At 54.6% G+C, this 15274-nt stretch carries 12 protein-coding genes and 1 tRNA gene; 9 read left to right on the top strand and 4 right to left on the bottom strand.

Annotated elements, in window-relative coordinates; translation table 11 throughout:
- Positions 1-110 precede the first annotated feature (110 nt).
- Complete coding sequence (locus D7D48_RS04300) at positions 111-956, top strand: AAA family ATPase (protein WP_125230115.1); 846 nt, start codon at positions 111-113, stop codon at positions 954-956.
- Positions 957-1036: 80 nt separating this feature from the next.
- Positions 1037-2221 carry a vWA domain-containing protein gene (locus D7D48_RS04295; protein WP_125230114.1) on the top strand — a complete coding sequence of 395 codons (1185 nt, stop codon included), beginning with the start codon at positions 1037-1039 and terminating at the stop codon, positions 2219-2221.
- Here the strand turns inward: D7D48_RS04295 and D7D48_RS04290 are convergent.
- On the bottom strand, positions 2218-3417 hold the full coding sequence (locus D7D48_RS04290; RefSeq protein ID WP_125230113.1) for an exo-beta-N-acetylmuramidase NamZ family protein: 1200 nt from the start codon (positions 3415-3417) through the stop codon (positions 2218-2220). The two genes, D7D48_RS04295 and D7D48_RS04290, sit on opposite strands and share 4 nt — an antisense overlap.
- A gap of 14 nt (positions 3418-3431) precedes the next feature.
- Positions 3432-3974: a DOMON-like domain-containing protein gene (locus D7D48_RS04285; RefSeq protein ID WP_125230112.1), complete on the bottom strand. Its 543-nt coding sequence runs from the start codon at positions 3972-3974 to the stop codon at positions 3432-3434.
- Between the two features lie 32 nt (positions 3975-4006).
- Here D7D48_RS04285 and tyrS point away from each other — a divergent pair, with 32 nt between their 5' ends.
- Entirely contained in the window at positions 4007-5233 is a 1227-nt protein-coding gene (gene tyrS, locus D7D48_RS04280) for a tyrosine--tRNA ligase (RefSeq protein WP_125230111.1), read from the top strand.
- A gap of 10 nt (positions 5234-5243) precedes the next feature.
- Here the strand turns inward: tyrS and recG are convergent, their stop codons facing one another.
- Positions 5244-7304, bottom strand: a complete 2061-nt coding sequence (gene recG, locus D7D48_RS04275; RefSeq protein WP_125230110.1) for an ATP-dependent DNA helicase RecG — start codon at positions 7302-7304, stop codon at positions 5244-5246.
- Between the two features lie 60 nt (positions 7305-7364).
- Between recG and D7D48_RS04270 the strand changes: the two genes are divergently transcribed.
- The 6 genes from D7D48_RS04270 (at position 7365) to D7D48_RS04245 (ending at position 14423) form a co-directional block, all read left to right on the top strand.
- Positions 7365-7652 carry an FAD assembly factor SdhE gene (locus D7D48_RS04270; RefSeq protein WP_125230109.1) on the top strand — a complete coding sequence of 96 codons (288 nt, stop codon included), beginning with the start codon at positions 7365-7367 and terminating at the stop codon, positions 7650-7652.
- Positions 7649-11119: a transcription-repair coupling factor gene (gene mfd, locus D7D48_RS04265; RefSeq protein ID WP_125230108.1), complete on the top strand. Its 3471-nt coding sequence runs from the start codon at positions 7649-7651 to the stop codon at positions 11117-11119. Before D7D48_RS04270 ends, mfd begins: the two co-directional genes overlap by 4 nt.
- A gap of 127 nt (positions 11120-11246) precedes the next feature.
- A complete protein-coding gene (moaA, locus tag D7D48_RS04260; protein WP_125230107.1) occupies positions 11247-12233 on the top strand; it encodes a GTP 3',8-cyclase MoaA in 987 nt (328 codons plus the stop codon).
- Positions 12230-13006, top strand: a complete 777-nt coding sequence (locus D7D48_RS04255; RefSeq protein WP_125230106.1) for an NAD kinase — start codon at positions 12230-12232, stop codon at positions 13004-13006. The genes moaA and D7D48_RS04255 overlap by 4 nt, the downstream gene beginning before the upstream one ends.
- 74 nt (positions 13007-13080) lie before the next feature.
- Positions 13081-13155: transfer RNA gene (locus D7D48_RS04250), tRNA-Asn, on the top strand.
- Between the two features lie 137 nt (positions 13156-13292).
- Positions 13293-14423 (top strand): glutathione S-transferase family protein, encoded by a 1131-nt coding sequence (locus D7D48_RS04245; RefSeq protein ID WP_125230105.1) that lies wholly within the window; start codon positions 13293-13295, stop codon positions 14421-14423.
- Positions 14424-14519: 96 nt separating this feature from the next.
- Here D7D48_RS04245 and D7D48_RS04240 read toward each other — a convergent pair whose 3' ends face one another.
- On the bottom strand, positions 14520-15266 hold the full coding sequence (locus tag D7D48_RS04240) for a sulfite exporter TauE/SafE family protein (protein ID WP_125230104.1): 747 nt from the start codon (positions 15264-15266) through the stop codon (positions 14520-14522).
- Positions 15267-15274 lie beyond the last annotated feature (8 nt).

Below are 15274 nucleotides of genomic sequence, written 5' to 3'. Positions count from 1 at the left end.
GCGCCATCATCGGGCATCAGGCTGGATATATTGTCGCGCAGTATCCTGTTGCATATAATGATGAGCCCACTTAACGAATTAATCGTTCGATTAACAAAAAGGGTTCGTCCATGCGCTTTGAAGGCACCGATAATTACGTCGCCACTGATGACCTGAAGGTCGCCGTTAACGCCGCCACAAAATTGCGTCGGCCTTTGCTGGTCAAGGGTGAGCCCGGCACCGGCAAAACCGTTCTTGCTCAGGAAATAGCGACCGCGCTGGGTGCGCCACTCATCGAATGGAATATCAAATCCACGACCAAGGCGCATCAAGGCCTTTACGAATATGATGCCGTTGCTCGTCTACGCGACAGCCAATTGGGCGATGAGCGTGTGCATGACATCAAAAATTATATCAAAAAGGGAAAATTGTGGGAGGCCTTTACCGCCCCCCAATTGCCCGTGCTGTTAATCGACGAAATCGATAAGGCCGACATCGAATTTCCGAACGATTTGTTGCAAGAGCTCGATCGTATGGAATTTTTCGTTTACGAAACGCAAGAGACCGTCAAAGCGGTCGAGCGCCCCATCGTCATCATCACATCCAACAATGAAAAAGAACTACCGGACGCGTTTCTGCGCCGTTGTTTCTTCCATTATATCAAATTTCCCGATCGTGCGACGATGCAGTCAATTATCGATGTCCACTTTCCCGGCATTCAAAAAATGCTCGTTTCAAAGGCAATGGACATTTTCTATGAGGTTCGGGATGTGCCGGGCCTAAAGAAAAAGCCAAGCACAAGCGAATTGCTCGATTGGTTGAAGCTACTGCTACACGAAGATATGCCATTGGATGTTCTTCAATCGCGCGATCCGACCAAGGCCATCCCGCCTTTGCACGGCGCGCTGCTCAAAAATGAGCAGGACATCATGTTGTTTGAACGGCTTGCATTCATGGCCCGCCGCCCCAACAGCTAGAATTCGTCCGCTGGCTTTTTACCTCTAGAATCGCTCGTTCGCCAAAAACCTAATCGGTCACTATAGACAGGATCCAGCCGATGTTTTTCTCATTCATGGAAGAGTTGCGGTCTGCCGGCATCTCGGCATCACTGAAGGAACATCTGGCACTGCTTGCGGCGTTAGATGCTGACGTGATTGGCCAAAGCCCAGAAGAGTTTTATTATCTGGCGCGCGCGACACTTGTGAAAGATGAAGCGTTGCTTGACCGTTTTGACCAAGTTTTTGGTAAAGTGTTCAAAGGCGTCTTTACGGAATATGGACAAAATCCCGTCGATGTCCCTGCGGATTGGTTGAAGGCCATTGCCGAAAAATATCTCTCGCCCGAAGAAATGGCGAAGATTGAGAAAATGGGCAGTTGGGACGAGCTCATGGAGACGTTGAAAAAGCGCCTCGAAGAACAGGAAAAGCGCCATCAAGGTGGTAATAAATGGGTCGGCACTGGCGGGACATCGCCTTATGGCAATTCTGGCTACCACCCCGAAGGCGTGCGAATTGGCGGCGAGTCGAAGCACAAGCGCGCAGTGAAGGTCTGGGACAAGCGCGAGTTTCAAAACCTTGATAACACCAAGGAATTGGGCACACGGAACATCAAAATCGCAATGCGCCGCCTACGCCGCTTTGCCCGCGATGGTGCGGTGGAAGAGCTGGATATTGACGGCACAATCAATGGCACTGCGCGCCAAGGTTGGCTAGACATCAAAATGCGGCCTGAACGCCGCAATGCCATCAAAGTGCTGTTGATGTTGGACGTTGGCGGCTCGATGGATCCGTTCATCAAACTTTGCGAAGAATTATTTAGTGCGGCCACTAGTGAATTCAAAAACCTAGAATTTTTCTATTTCCACAACTGTCCTTATGAAGGCGTGTGGAAAGACAATAAGCGCCGTTTTAGCGAACGCACACAAATGTGGGACGTGCTGCACAAATTCCCACATGATTATAAGGTAGTGATGGTCGGCGATGCCTCCATGAGCCCTTATGAGATCACGCATCCGGGCGGTTCGGTTGAACATTTCAACGAAGAATCAGGCGCGGTTTGGATGAACCGTATCACCAGCACCTATCCTGCGACCGTTTGGCTGAACCCCGTGCCGGAAAAGCAATGGGGTTATTCACAGTCGACGAAGATCATCAAGGAACTGATGAACGACCGCATGTATCCGCTCACGCTCGAAGGCTTAGATGACGCAATGCGCGAACTCAGCCGCAAGCACGGGCATTAATATAGCAAATGTTTTCGCCGTTCTTCGATCCAAGCAAGCTCATCGACAGACGATAAGGCGTCAAATTCTTCTGGTGTACTGTCTGCAGCATCAACCCATTCGCGTAAAGCTGGTCCGCCATTGATGACATCAATGGCTAGCTTGCCCAGTTCATACTCATATGGAAAATCGCGCCAAAGATCATAGTCCGGATACAATCGCCGGATAGCCTTGAACGCCAATGTCTGCAGGCGCCAAGGCCGGAAGGCTTGATGGTCGTAACCCGTTCCTTCAGCATGGATATGCACGCCATGGCAAAGCTGGTGTACATGCTTGTGGAATGTCGGTTCAAACCAGATTTCGCGCAAGCTGCAGCCTTTCAGCCATGAAGGTGCGAAGCTTTGCATTTCAGCGATGACGGCGCGCGCATCTATATCAGGTGCGCCGAATATCTCGAGCGGACGCGTAGTGCCCCTGCCCTCGGACAAGGTCGTGCCTTCAAGCAAAACGGTTCCCGCATAAGCCCGCGCCATATTGACATTAGCCGCATTGGGGCTTGGGTTAATCCATAGCCGGTCCGCAGACCAACCGAACCCTGGGGCAGCTTCCGGAGCATAGCCCTCCATTGCGATCACGCGATAGTCGACATCAATCTTATAATGATCGATGAACCATTTCCCCATCTCGCCCAGTGTCAGACCATGCCGCATAGGCATAGGCCCTGCCCCGACAAAGCTTTCCCATCCCAAACGAAGCGTAAGGCCTTCTACAGGGCGTCCGGCGGGGTTTGGGCGGTCCAGTACCCAAACTGACTTTCCATGCACAGCAGCAGCCTCCAGCATGTAAAGTAATGTGGTGATAAACGTGTAAATGCGGCAACCCAGATCCTGCAGATCAATGAGGAGGACATCGAAAGTCTCCATAGAATCTGCGGTTGGACGACGCACTTCACCATATAGGCTGAATACGGGTATTTTGTGCGTAGGATCCATGAAATCCGGAGATTCCATCATATTGTCCTGCTTGTCACCGCGCAGGCCATGTTGGGGACCAAAGGCGGCCGTAACATTGATGTCCCTTAACGCCGCGAGAGCATCAAGCGAATGCGTAAGGTCCGCCGTAACGGATGCGGGGTGCGCCAACAAAGCAACGCGCTTGCCTTTCAAGGGCGCGCGCAGATCGGGTTCTGCCAGAAGGCGATCAATTCCAAATTTCATGTAGCGCTTCGTGCCTACAGTTGCAGGGCAAAGCAATCCTTATGATGAAAATCCGGCTTGCCCGCGGAGTGCGCTGCAGCCCAATAAGAAATATCACCAGTTTTCGTAGCAATAACTGCGCTTATGCCTGCCCGCAGGCTGCGCCCCTGCCACGCATCGGGTAACATGATCGTCGCGATAAGCGTAAGCGCATCGGCCATTTGCGCTACTGTGATGATTGGAGCTTTTGTGTCCAAATCATCCATGTCCGAACGATAGCCGGCAAATTGATATGCAGCCCATTGGCGCGATGGCGAAAAATTAAATTCTAAATAACCATCATCTTCAAAATTTCCTATAAATATCTCAAAACATGTATTTTTCCATAACCCTTCCATGCGACCTGGATTTGATTGGACCGGAATTTTTAGTGCGCTGACTTCGCCAGATACGCGATAAGCCAATATAAGTTCGCCGTTTTCCACATGCGTAATGGTGACGCCAATTTCCTCAATGCCGCCCGAATCTGATTGGGCGTGACAAATCAAAGGCACTTCAGTCATTGAAATATTGGCCAATGTCGAAACTCCATGCTAGGCGCAAACGCGTTATGACCGCTTATAAATCCGATCTCCTCCGCCTGCTCGATGCACGTGGCTATATTCACCAAACAACCGACGCTCCGGCGCTGGACGCATTGGCATCACAAGCGATTGTGCCTGGCTATATAGGCTTCGACGCGACGGCGCCATCGCTTCATGTCGGCAATCTTGTCTCGATCATGCTGCTGCGTCGCTTGCAGCAGGCCGGGCACAAACCAGTGGTGGTTATGGGCGGCGGGACAACGCGGATTGGCGACCCGACGGGCAAGGACGAAGTCCGCAAAATGCTGACCGACGACACGATCGAAGCGAATATCCTTTCGATACGAACAGCGTTCGAGAAATTTCTAACATTTGGCGACGGCCCCACTGACGCCGTAATGGTCAACAACCATGATTGGTTGGGGCAGCTGGGTTATATTGAACTGCTGCAGCAGGTTGGCACGCATTTTACCATCAACCGCATGCTGACATTTGATTCGGTGAAACTGCGCCTAGAGCGTGAACAGCCGATGACCTTCCTCGAATTCAACTATATGATCTTGCAAGGCTATGACTTTCGCCACTTGAGCAAGACAATGGGCGTTCGCCTGCAAATGGGCGGGTCGGACCAATGGGGCAACATCATCAACGGCATGGAACTCGCCCGTAGAATGGATGGTGCGGAGGTGTTTGGTCTAACAACCCCGCTGATTACTAAGGCCGACGGTTCAAAAATGGGTAAGTCGGTGTCTGGCGCGATTTGGTTAAACCGTGATCAATTGCCCGATTATGATTATTGGCAATTCTGGCGGAACACCGACGACCGCGATGTTGGCCGCTTTTTGCGCTTGTTTACCGATTTGCCGATTGACGAAATACAGCGACTTGAATCGCTGGGGGGTTCGGAAATCAATGTGGCGAAGATTGCCTTGGCAAACGCCGCGACCGAATTGTGCCGTGGCGCCGAAGCGGCGATACTTGCCGCAGAAACCGCGCGGAAAACATTTGAAGAAGGCGCATCCGGCGGCGATTTGCCAAGCTTTGACGCGTCGGGTGAAATTTCCGTCATTGATGCGTTGGTTGCCCTTAACTTCGTTACGTCAAAGAAAGAAGCACGCCGGATGATTCAAGGCGGCGGCGCGCGTGTCGATGGTGATGCAGTGACAGACGAAGACGCGGTCATCCCGACGCAGGCGGGGCCAGTCAAAATCTCAGCAGGAAAGAAGAAACACGGGTTAATCAATTTCGTATAAGACACGGCTGCTAACCGCCGCGCAACGTCGCTACGCCTGCGTCTCGTTCAAACAAATAAAGCGCCACCCGCGCCGCTTGGCCGCGTGCGCCATCAAGCCCGCCATCGCGATCAAGCAGCAGGCGCGCGTCATCGGCAGCGACGCCAATCAGCGCGCGGACCTGTTCGGGCGTTGCGACGCGGAATGGATTTTCTCCGGACTGCCGTGTGCCCAGCAATTCGCCCGCACCGCGCAATTTCAAATCTTCCTCAGCTATTCGAAAACCGTCATTTGTCTCACGCACCAACGCCAAGCGCGCACGAGCTGTTTCCCCAATTTGCGTGCTGCGTACCAATATGCAGACGGATTTTTCCGATCCACGGCCAACGCGCCCGCGCAATTGGTGGAGTTGCGCGAGGCCAAAACGGTCTGCTGCCTCAATCACCATGAGGCTCGCGTTTGGAACATCAACGCCAACTTCAATTACCGTTGTGGCAACCAACAAGCGGGTTTCTCCCGCAACGAAACGTTCCATGACCGCGTCTTTTTCAGGCCCGCGCATCCGTCCGTGCACCAACGCGACCTGATCACCAAAGCGCAAACGCAACTGTTCAGCACGTTGTTCGGCAGCGGCAAGGTCACTTTTGTCGCTTTCCTCCACCAATGGGCACACCCAAAATGCTTGTTTCCCAGCGGCAAGATGCCGTGCGACGCCATCGACGAGCTCCGATAGCCGGTCCTGTGACATCACGCGGGTTTCGACCGGCGTACGACCTGGAGGAAGCTCGTCGAGAATCGAACTATCCATTTCGCCATAAGCCGCGAGCGCAAGGCTGCGCGGGATTGGTGTTGCGGTCATAACCAGCAAATGCGGAACACCCCTGCCCTTGCGGGACAGCATCAGCCTTTGCGAAACACCAAAGCGGTGCTGTTCATCAATCACGGCGACCGCAAGCGCCTTATAGGTCACCGCTTCCTGAAATATCGCATGTGTCCCGACCAAGATGTGGATAGATCCGTCGGCCAAACCCATCAAAGTTGCCTCACGCAGACTGCCCTTTTCGCGCCCCGTAAGAATCGCGATGTTAATCGGCAGCCCCGAAAGTAATTTTTGCAGACTGGCATAATGTTGCCGCGCCAAAATTTCAGTGGGGGCGAGCATTGCCGACTGCATCCCTGCCTCAACACCGCGCAAAAGCGCCATTAATGCGACCATCGTCTTGCCGGCGCCGACATCCCCTTGCAGTAAGCGGAGCATGGGCCGCGACTGCGCAAGGTCGCCCTCAATATCCGCAATCGCGCGCTGCTGCGCCCCTGTAAGCGCAAAGGGCAATGCTAATTTTGACACCAAAGACCCGTCGCCGCATATCGGCACCGCGGCGCGTTTATCCATCGCCGCACGGATTAAACGCATCGCAAGTTGGTTGCTGAATAGCTCATCATAAGCCAGCCTATCCCGCGCGTCTTGGTCATCCTTGTTGTGTAGTAGGTTGATAGACTTCGACCAACTTGACCATCCTCGACTGGATAACAAGGTCGGTTCAATCCACTCCGCCAAATCCGGCACAGCTTGTAACGATGTCGCCGCTAATTGGCCCATACGCTTGTTTGTCAGCCCATCGGACAGCGGATAAATCGGTTCGGCCAAGCCCGGCGAAGAGTCACTGTCGAGGGGAACAATATGGTCGGGATGCACCATCTGAAGCTCGTCCCCATAATGGTCCAATTTGCCCGATATGATGCGTTTTTCCCCAACAGGAAGCTGTTTTCGCGCCCATCCGCCATTCCGACCAAAAAAGGTCAGCGTGATGTAATTGCGTTCCGCGTCCGCCGCGAAGATGCGTAATGGCGCGCGCGGACTATTGCCGCCCCGATGATCCATGACTGTAACGGTTAGAATGATGTTTTGGCCCACATCGGCCGCATCCAAACAGGACACAGACTTGCGATAGGTCCAACTGTTGGGAAAATGGTACAGCACATCCTTCACCCGCTCCAACCCAAGCCGCTCTAACGGCTTGGCAAGACCAGGACCGACCCCCTTTAGGGCACGTATGTCTGTAAATAACGGATTGAGTATATCGGGGCGCATGATTAGGGCCGCTTATAACCCGATATTCATATTCCACCACAAGCTTAAAGGACGCGCGCCATGGACGCTGACCCCTATCGTCGCAAACTGCATTATCGCGCGCACCACCGTGGCACGCGTGAGGCCGACGCTATGGTCGGTGGATTTTTCGATCATTGTTCCGCCGAATGGGGCGAAGCGGAATATGCGTGGTTCGAACGGCTGCTGGAGGAACAGGATGTCGACATCATGGCATGGGCGCTTGGCACGGCGGAGCCCGACCCTGCTTTTGCTGGCCCGTTAATAGACCAGTTGATGCAGCTGGATTTCATTGTCCTTCCCGAAGGGCTAAGCACCCATAAGTCATGATTGACCTGCAACGTATCATAAACAGCCGCCAAGCGCTGACGCTGGCGTCGGTTCCCAATGGCTTTGCGCCATTATTGTTGGCGGACCTGACGCGAGCGGCGAAAACGCGCGCGCTCTATATTGCGCCCGATGAATCGGCGATGCGCGCCATTGCCGATGCGGTGCCCTTTTTTGCGCCTGAAATCGAAATTCTCATTTTACCCGGATGGGATTGCCTGCCTTACGACCGCGCCTCGCCATCCGTCGCGGTCACATCACAGCGTATGTCGACGCTGCAAGCGCTGCAGCAACCTGCGAAAAAGAAGCAGCTTGTGGTTACGACCATCGGCGCGGTTATTCAAAAATATGTGACGCCATTTCGTATTCGGCAAACGGGCGAGCGATTAGCCGCTGGCCGTGAGATTAGCCGCGAACGGCTTGCGTCGTTGCTGCAATCCAACGGCTATTTCCGCGTCGACACCGTCGCCGACGCTGGCGAATTCGCGATACGTGGCAGCATTGTCGATCTGTTTCCCGCCGGAAGCGAAGTCGGCCTTCGCCTCGATTTCTTTGGCGATGAAATTGAAAGCATCCGCCGCTTTAATCCAGCAGACCAACGCAGCATTGATCAGGTCGAACATTTCGACATCTTACCTGCCGTCGAAGCTTTAATGGATGAAGAGGCGATTAAACGCTTCCGTGTCGGTTATCGCGAACGATTTGGCGTCACCGCAACGGGCGACCCATTATATCAAGCGGTCTCCGAAGGCCGCAGACTGTCCGGCATGGACCATTGGTTGCCTTTGTTCGAAGAGCGCATGGCGACGATATTCGACCATGTTGGCGCGGACGCACTCGTTATCCGTGACAGTGGTGCAATTGCCGCGGGGCAGTCGCGGCTCGATTCCATCACCGACTATCACGAAAACCGGGTAAAAGCACAGGCGGCAGAGCCCGGCAGCTATCGTCCGCTCCCGCCCGAAATGCTATACCTAAGCGGGGATGCGCTTGAGAAATTATTCGCGGATAACGCGGCGCATCTCGTCACACCCTTTGCACAGCCGGACTCGGCAAGTATCATCGACTTTGGCATTGGTGCCGCGCGCGATTTTGCGCCGGAACGGGCGCAAAAGGCGAATGTGTATGAAGCGGTAGCCGCGCACCTTAAATCGCTGCATACCGCCAAAACCAAAACCATCATCGCCAGCTACTCGGTGGGCGCGCGCGAACGATTGAAAGGCCTGCTGGCCGACCATAAGGCCCCCACGCTTGTCGCAGTCGACAGTTGGCAGCAGGCCTTGGGCGTCGCGCCCGGTCAAACCGCAATCGTCGTCCTGCCGCTCGACCACGGCTACACCACACCCGATCTGGTTGTCCTTAGCGAGCAAGATATGCTTGGCGACCGTTTGGTGCGGCGTCAGAAACGGCGCAAGTCGGCGGACGCTTTCCTCGCTGAATTGGCCGCGCTGACGCCCGGTGACCTTGTGGTACACCAAGACCATGGTATCGGGCGCTATGATGGCTTGATTTCCATCCCTGTCGGTAACAGCCCACATGACTGTGTAGCGCTGACCTATTCGGGCGGCGACAAATTATATGTCCCGGTTGAAAATATCGATGTGCTGTCGCGTTATGGTTCAGACAGCGAACATGTCGCGCTCGACAAATTGGGCGGCGAAGCATGGCAGCGGCGCAAGTCAAAGCTGAAAGAACGTATCCGTGCCATTGCCGGCGAATTGCTTAAGACCGCTGCCGAACGCGCATTGCGGGCGGGTTCGGTTATTGAGGTGGACGGCCCTGCTTATGCGAGCTTCGTCGATCGTTTTCCTTATGAGGAAACCGAAGATCAGCTCCGCGTTATCGAAGAAGTGCTTCAGGACCTATCGGCTGGCAAACCCATGGACCGTCTGGTCTGCGGCGATGTTGGCTTTGGAAAAACTGAGGTCGCGATGCGTGCCGCTTTTGCCGCAGCGATGGCGGGTCTTCAGGTCGCGGTTATTGCGCCGACCACGTTGCTGGCGCGGCAGCATTATGCGAATTTCGCCGAGCGTTTCCGTGATTTGCCTTTGAAACTGGGTCGCCTGTCGCGGCTTGTGCCGGCGGCAGAGGCCACGCAAACGCGTGAGGGCCTTGCCGATGGGACCGTGGACATTGTGATCGGAACGCATGCCGTGCTGGCAAAATCGCTCGCGTTCAAGCGCCTTGGCCTTGTCATCGTGGACGAAGAGCAGCGCTTTGGCGTTAATCATAAAGAGCAGTTGAAGGCGCTCAAGACCGACGTGCATATGCTCACGCTCACCGCGACACCCATCCCGCGCACATTGCAAATGGCGATGTCGGGCTTGCGTGAACTGTCGGTCATTCAAACCCCGCCTGTCGACCGTCTGGCCGTGCGGACATATGTTATGCCTTGGGATCCCGTTGTGCTGCGGGAAGCCTTACTGCGCGAACATTATCGCGGCGGGCAAAGCTTCTTCGTTGTGCCGCGCATTACCGATTTGACCGAGATTGAGGAATTTCTGCGTACCGAAATACCCGAGGTGAAATATGTCACCGCGCATGGCCAAATGTCGCCCACCCAAGTCGAGGAACGGATGAGCGCTTTTTATGAAAAGCGGTACGACGTTCTGCTTTCAACGACCATTGTCGAAAGCGGCCTCGACATTCCAAGCGCCAACACCTTGATCATCCACCGTGCCGACCGTTTCGGACTTGCGCAATTATATCAACTTCGCGGCCGTGTGGGACGCTCCAAAACGCGCGCTTATGCCTATCTGACGCACGAGCCGAACCGTGTGCTTACGGAAACAGCGGAGAAACGTCTGAAAGTGCTGGGCGACCTCGATAGCCTGGGCGCAGGTTTCCAGCTTGCAAGCCATGACCTCGACATTCGCGGCGCAGGCAATTTGGTGGGTGACGAACAATCCGGCCATATCAAAGAGGTCGGCTTTGAATTGTATCAATCGATGCTGGAAGAAGCGATTTTGGAAGCCCGTGCTGGCGCGCAAGGACTGGCGAAACCGCGTGGTGGATTCTCGCCGCAAATCACCATCGATGCGCCCATCCTCATTCCGGACGACTATGTGCCCGACCTGTCGGTTCGCATGGCGCTATATCGCCGTTTGAACGATCTCGAAGAAGGTCAGGACGTCGAAGGCTTCGCTGCGGAAATGACGGACCGCTTTGGTCCAATTCCGGAACCCACGCAAAATCTGCTTAAGCTTATCCAGATTAAGCAAAACGCACTCATCGCGCAGGTCGCCAAAATTGAGGTCGGCGCGCGCGGAACATTGGTGAGCTTCCATCAGGATACGCCGCCCAATGTGGCGGGCTTGCTCGCTTATGTCGACAAGCTTGGCCAAACGGCGAAGTTGCGCCCCGATAGCAAGCTGGTGATTAACCGCGTTTGGGGCGACCCTGCGGCACGGCTCAACGGGTGTTTGCAACTGTCACGTGGCCTCGCCAGTCTGGCGCGCAAATCGAGCTAAGCCCTGCATCAGCGCAAACGTCGGAGCGCTTGGCGGCAAATGCCATGCGCGACGCATAATCTTGCCCGCATATAGCCTCTGTTGGATTCAGCTTTCGTCCGCAGGGTTTTGCGCTTACATCGCAAAAATGATCGACGGTTTCGGACGCAATATCGACTATTTACGAATATCGGTGACCGACCGTTGCAATTTTCGGTGCACCTATTGCATGCCGGAACAGCAAAGCTTTCTGCCACATCGCGACCTGCTGACCTATGACGAAATCATGCTTCTGGTCGAACGGTTCATCGCGCATGGCATCCGCAAAATCCGCCTTACCGGCGGCGAACCACTTGTACGGCGCGACATCCATGTCTTAATTGAAGCGCTGGGTCAGCATGTTCGCGATGGTAGGCTCGAGGAACTGACCATGACGACCAATGGCAGTAGGCTGGAGCAATTTGCCCCCTTGCTCGCGGCGGCGGGCGTGAAAAGAATAAATGTCAGCCTCGACACGCTCGACGCAGACGCCTGTCGCCGCATCAGCCGCGGTGGCGATCTTGATACGGTGCTGGCTGGCATCCACGCAGCGCGCGCGCACGGCATGGATGTCAAAATCAACATGGTCGCGCTGAAGCAGCAGAACGAAGACGCGCTTTTGCCAATGGCGCATTTCTGCGCCGAACATAAGCTTGATCTTACGTTGATAGAAACCATGCCCTTGGGTGCTGGTATTTTGGAACGCGAAGAGAGCTTTATTTCGCTCGATGACTTCACGGCGCCACTTCGTGCGCGCTACACTCTGCTTCCTTTAGCCCATAAAAGCGCTGGCCCTGCCCGCTATTGGCGCGTCGAACCATTGGGCCTTCGCTTGGGTCTCATTACACCCATGAGCCATAATTTCTGCGATCATTGCAACCGGATCCGTCTGACCACCGATGGCAAGATTTACATGTGTCTCGGCTCAGAACTCCACGTCGATTTGCGCAAAGCGCTGCGCACGGACACGCTGGCCGATGTCGATTATTTGCTTCAAAAGGCTTTGCGGCTTAAACCCCAACGCCATGAATTCGAAACCCAGCTTGCGCAGCCCGATTTGCGGCTTGCGCGGCATATGAACGCAACAGGTGGATGAACACACATATGCAACTTGCGATCATCTCATCGGCAACCCCGCAAGCACGTGAAGCCGAAGCACTTTTGCGCGAAGTGCATGAATTTGTGCCGCTCGACAGCGCCGATGCCGTCATCGTGCTTGGAGGCGACGGCCACATGCTTCAGGTCTTGCACCAATTGTTGGAAAGCCGCCGCGACATTCCCGCTTATGGCATGAACCGCGGCACCATTGGCTTTTTGATGAATGGTTGGGACGTGCATGACCTTCCCGGACGGTTGCAACGCGCTAAGTCCTTTTCGGTTCGTCCATTGACGGCGGAGATCACCACAATCAGTGGCCAAAAATTCACTTTACCCGCCATTAACGAAGTGTCGCTGCTGCGCGAGACGCGTCAGGCGGCCAAGCTAGAGATTTCCGTCAACGGCAGGGCCGTTATCCCTGAACTTATCTGCGACGGCATATTGGTTTCAACGCCGGCTGGGTCCACCGCATATAATTTATCCGCCAATGGCCCCATTTTGCCTTTGGATTCGTCTCTGCTCGCATTGACGCCGATCAGCCCATTTCGGCCGCGACGTTGGAAAGGCGCAATATTGCCGGACCGCTATGTCATCCGAATCAATATATTAGACGCGAGCAAAAGGCCGGTTAGCGCCGTCGCGGACCAACGCGAAATCCGCGATATTGCACAGGTCGAAGTCGCCTTGGACCGCAACCGCGCGCTCACTTTGTTGTTCGATCCGGAGCATGCTTTGGATGACCGCATTGCGATGGAACAATTTATTGTCTGAACGGGCAATGGGTGCTTGCCAAAAGCAAAAAAGCGCTGCTATAGGCGCGCCTCTGCCCGAGAATATCGGGCTGTTCCCTGGTAGCTCAGTGGTAGAGCAGTTGACTGTTAATCAATTGGTCGGGGGTTCGAATCCCTCCCGGGGAGCCATTAATGCCTTTTATGGCATTGAATGACTTATTTGTTATTCCTTATCTCATGGCTCGTATATAGTTTGGATGCTCGCTCATGTCAGCTGTTTGATCCAGCCTGTTGAACCCAAGATTTTTATCCATTAGGGTTTGACGATGACATACACATTATGGGGCTCGGCCCATTCTCTTTATTCGGGCAAAGCACGATCCTATCTGATCAAAAAGGGCCTGCCTTTTCGTGAGCGATATCCTTCCGATCCAGAGTTTGGCAGCAGGATACTGCCTGCAGTCGGCCATTTTGTTGTCCCCGTGCTGGAAACGGACAAGGGTGAGATTATCCAGGACAGTGGCGATATCATCGATTTTCTGGAGCAGCGCCATGCTGAGCCATTGCTCGAACCTCAATCGCCTGTGCAACAATGGGTGTCGTTGATTTTTGACGCATTTGGTTCTGAATATCTACTGCCGCTGGCGATGCACTATCGCTGGTCCTACCGTAGTGAGCAGGAGACATTCTTGCGTGCTGAATTCGGGCGCGCGCTGGCTGCGGGTGTTGATCGTGCCACACGACGCGAAGCTGCGGCGCAGACGATGACGTTTTTTGCCGGCTTCTTGCCCAACCTTGGTGTTGTACCAGAGGTCTTCGCTGCGATGGAAGATACCTATCTGGCGCTCATCGATGCACTGGATAATCATTTTCAGCATCACCCTTATCTGCTGGGCGGCAGGCCGTGTCGCGGGGACTTTGGCATGATGGCGCCATTATTCGCGCATCTCGGCCGCGATCCTGTTCCGGCCATGCTGATGAAAACAAAAGCACCTAATCTATATCGCTGGACGGAACGGATGAATGCTGCGCCGATTAGCGACGGCGAATATCCTGGCTATGGCGAGGAGTATTGCGACAAGGATACAGTTCCCGAAAGCCTCATCGCTGTCCTCAAAATTGTCTTTGCTGACTGGACGCCCGGATTGAAAGCTGATGCCGACTGCTTCAATGCATGGGCCGCGCACCAGCAGACTGGCGATTTGGTCTCGAAATCGGGTCAGCCACAAGTGCACCCAAATGTCGGTAAGGTCGAATATCCTTGGCGCGGTGTGACGATGAAGCGCGGCAGCGCGCCACACATGCTCTGGATGTTCGCCAGAGCCCAGGACCTCGCGGCGCACAGCGCAAGCGAACAACTGAATGGGCTCATTGAACAAGTCGGCGGTCAGGAAGCGATGGCAATTTGCCTTACGAAGCGGATCGTGCGCTCTAAAAACATGTTGGTTCTGGATTGACCGAATTCACGGCTCGCTTCACTCAACAAGCGTGCCCAAATTCACCCACTGCCCCCAAAGCATCCTCTTGGGGTGCCATCTCTGGCTTGTCAGACGCTAAAACGGCCCATGCGCCTGCCAGAGCAGACGGAGTGCGGCATAGCCCACCAATATCGCCGTCAGCACACGCAACAAGCGTGGGGACAGATAGCGCATGCCGAACAGACTGCCCAATTGTCCGCCCACCAATACCGCGCCGAGCAACAAACCATATTGCAGCGCGGGCTCCGCAAGCGATTGCGCCCCTGATTTCAATATTTGGCCCAACAAACCGGCTGCTGAGTTAATCAATATGTAGAGCGACGCAAAAGCGGCAATCCGGCGCGGTTCTGCCCAGCGGATCAGGTGCAAGACCGGCGCCATGAATATGCCGCCACCAATACCCGACAGCCCCGCCAGTAAGCCCACGCCGCCCGAAAGCGCCAACAAGAATGGCTTGGGAACGGTGCGCGGCGTCATCTTGTCCGCTTGGAGGAAAAGGGCGATTGCAGACGCCAATAATGTGCAACCCAATATCGTCAGAAACACAACTTGTTTCAGCGGCACCAGCCCGCCTGCAAAGGCGAGCGGTGCGGATACCAAGAGTAAAGGTAGAACTTGCCGCCAAGACACCAAGCCTGCACGCGCAAACCGAATGCTGCCGCCGGTCACGACGATTATATTGCAGACGAGTGCAATCACCGGAATTAGACGGTAATCCACGCCCCATAAGGCAAGCAGCGCCGTGTAGGTGGAGCCGCCGCCAAAGCCAACCGATGCATATACAAAGGCGACAAGAGCAAAGAGGCTGGCCAACCAGATCATCTTCGCCC

The sequence above is a fragment of the Sphingorhabdus wooponensis genome (assembly GCF_003933235.1).
Lineage (GTDB): Bacteria > Pseudomonadota > Alphaproteobacteria > Sphingomonadales > Sphingomonadaceae > Sphingorhabdus_B > Sphingorhabdus_B wooponensis.
This window is presented reverse-complemented; position numbering and strand designations above follow the sequence as displayed.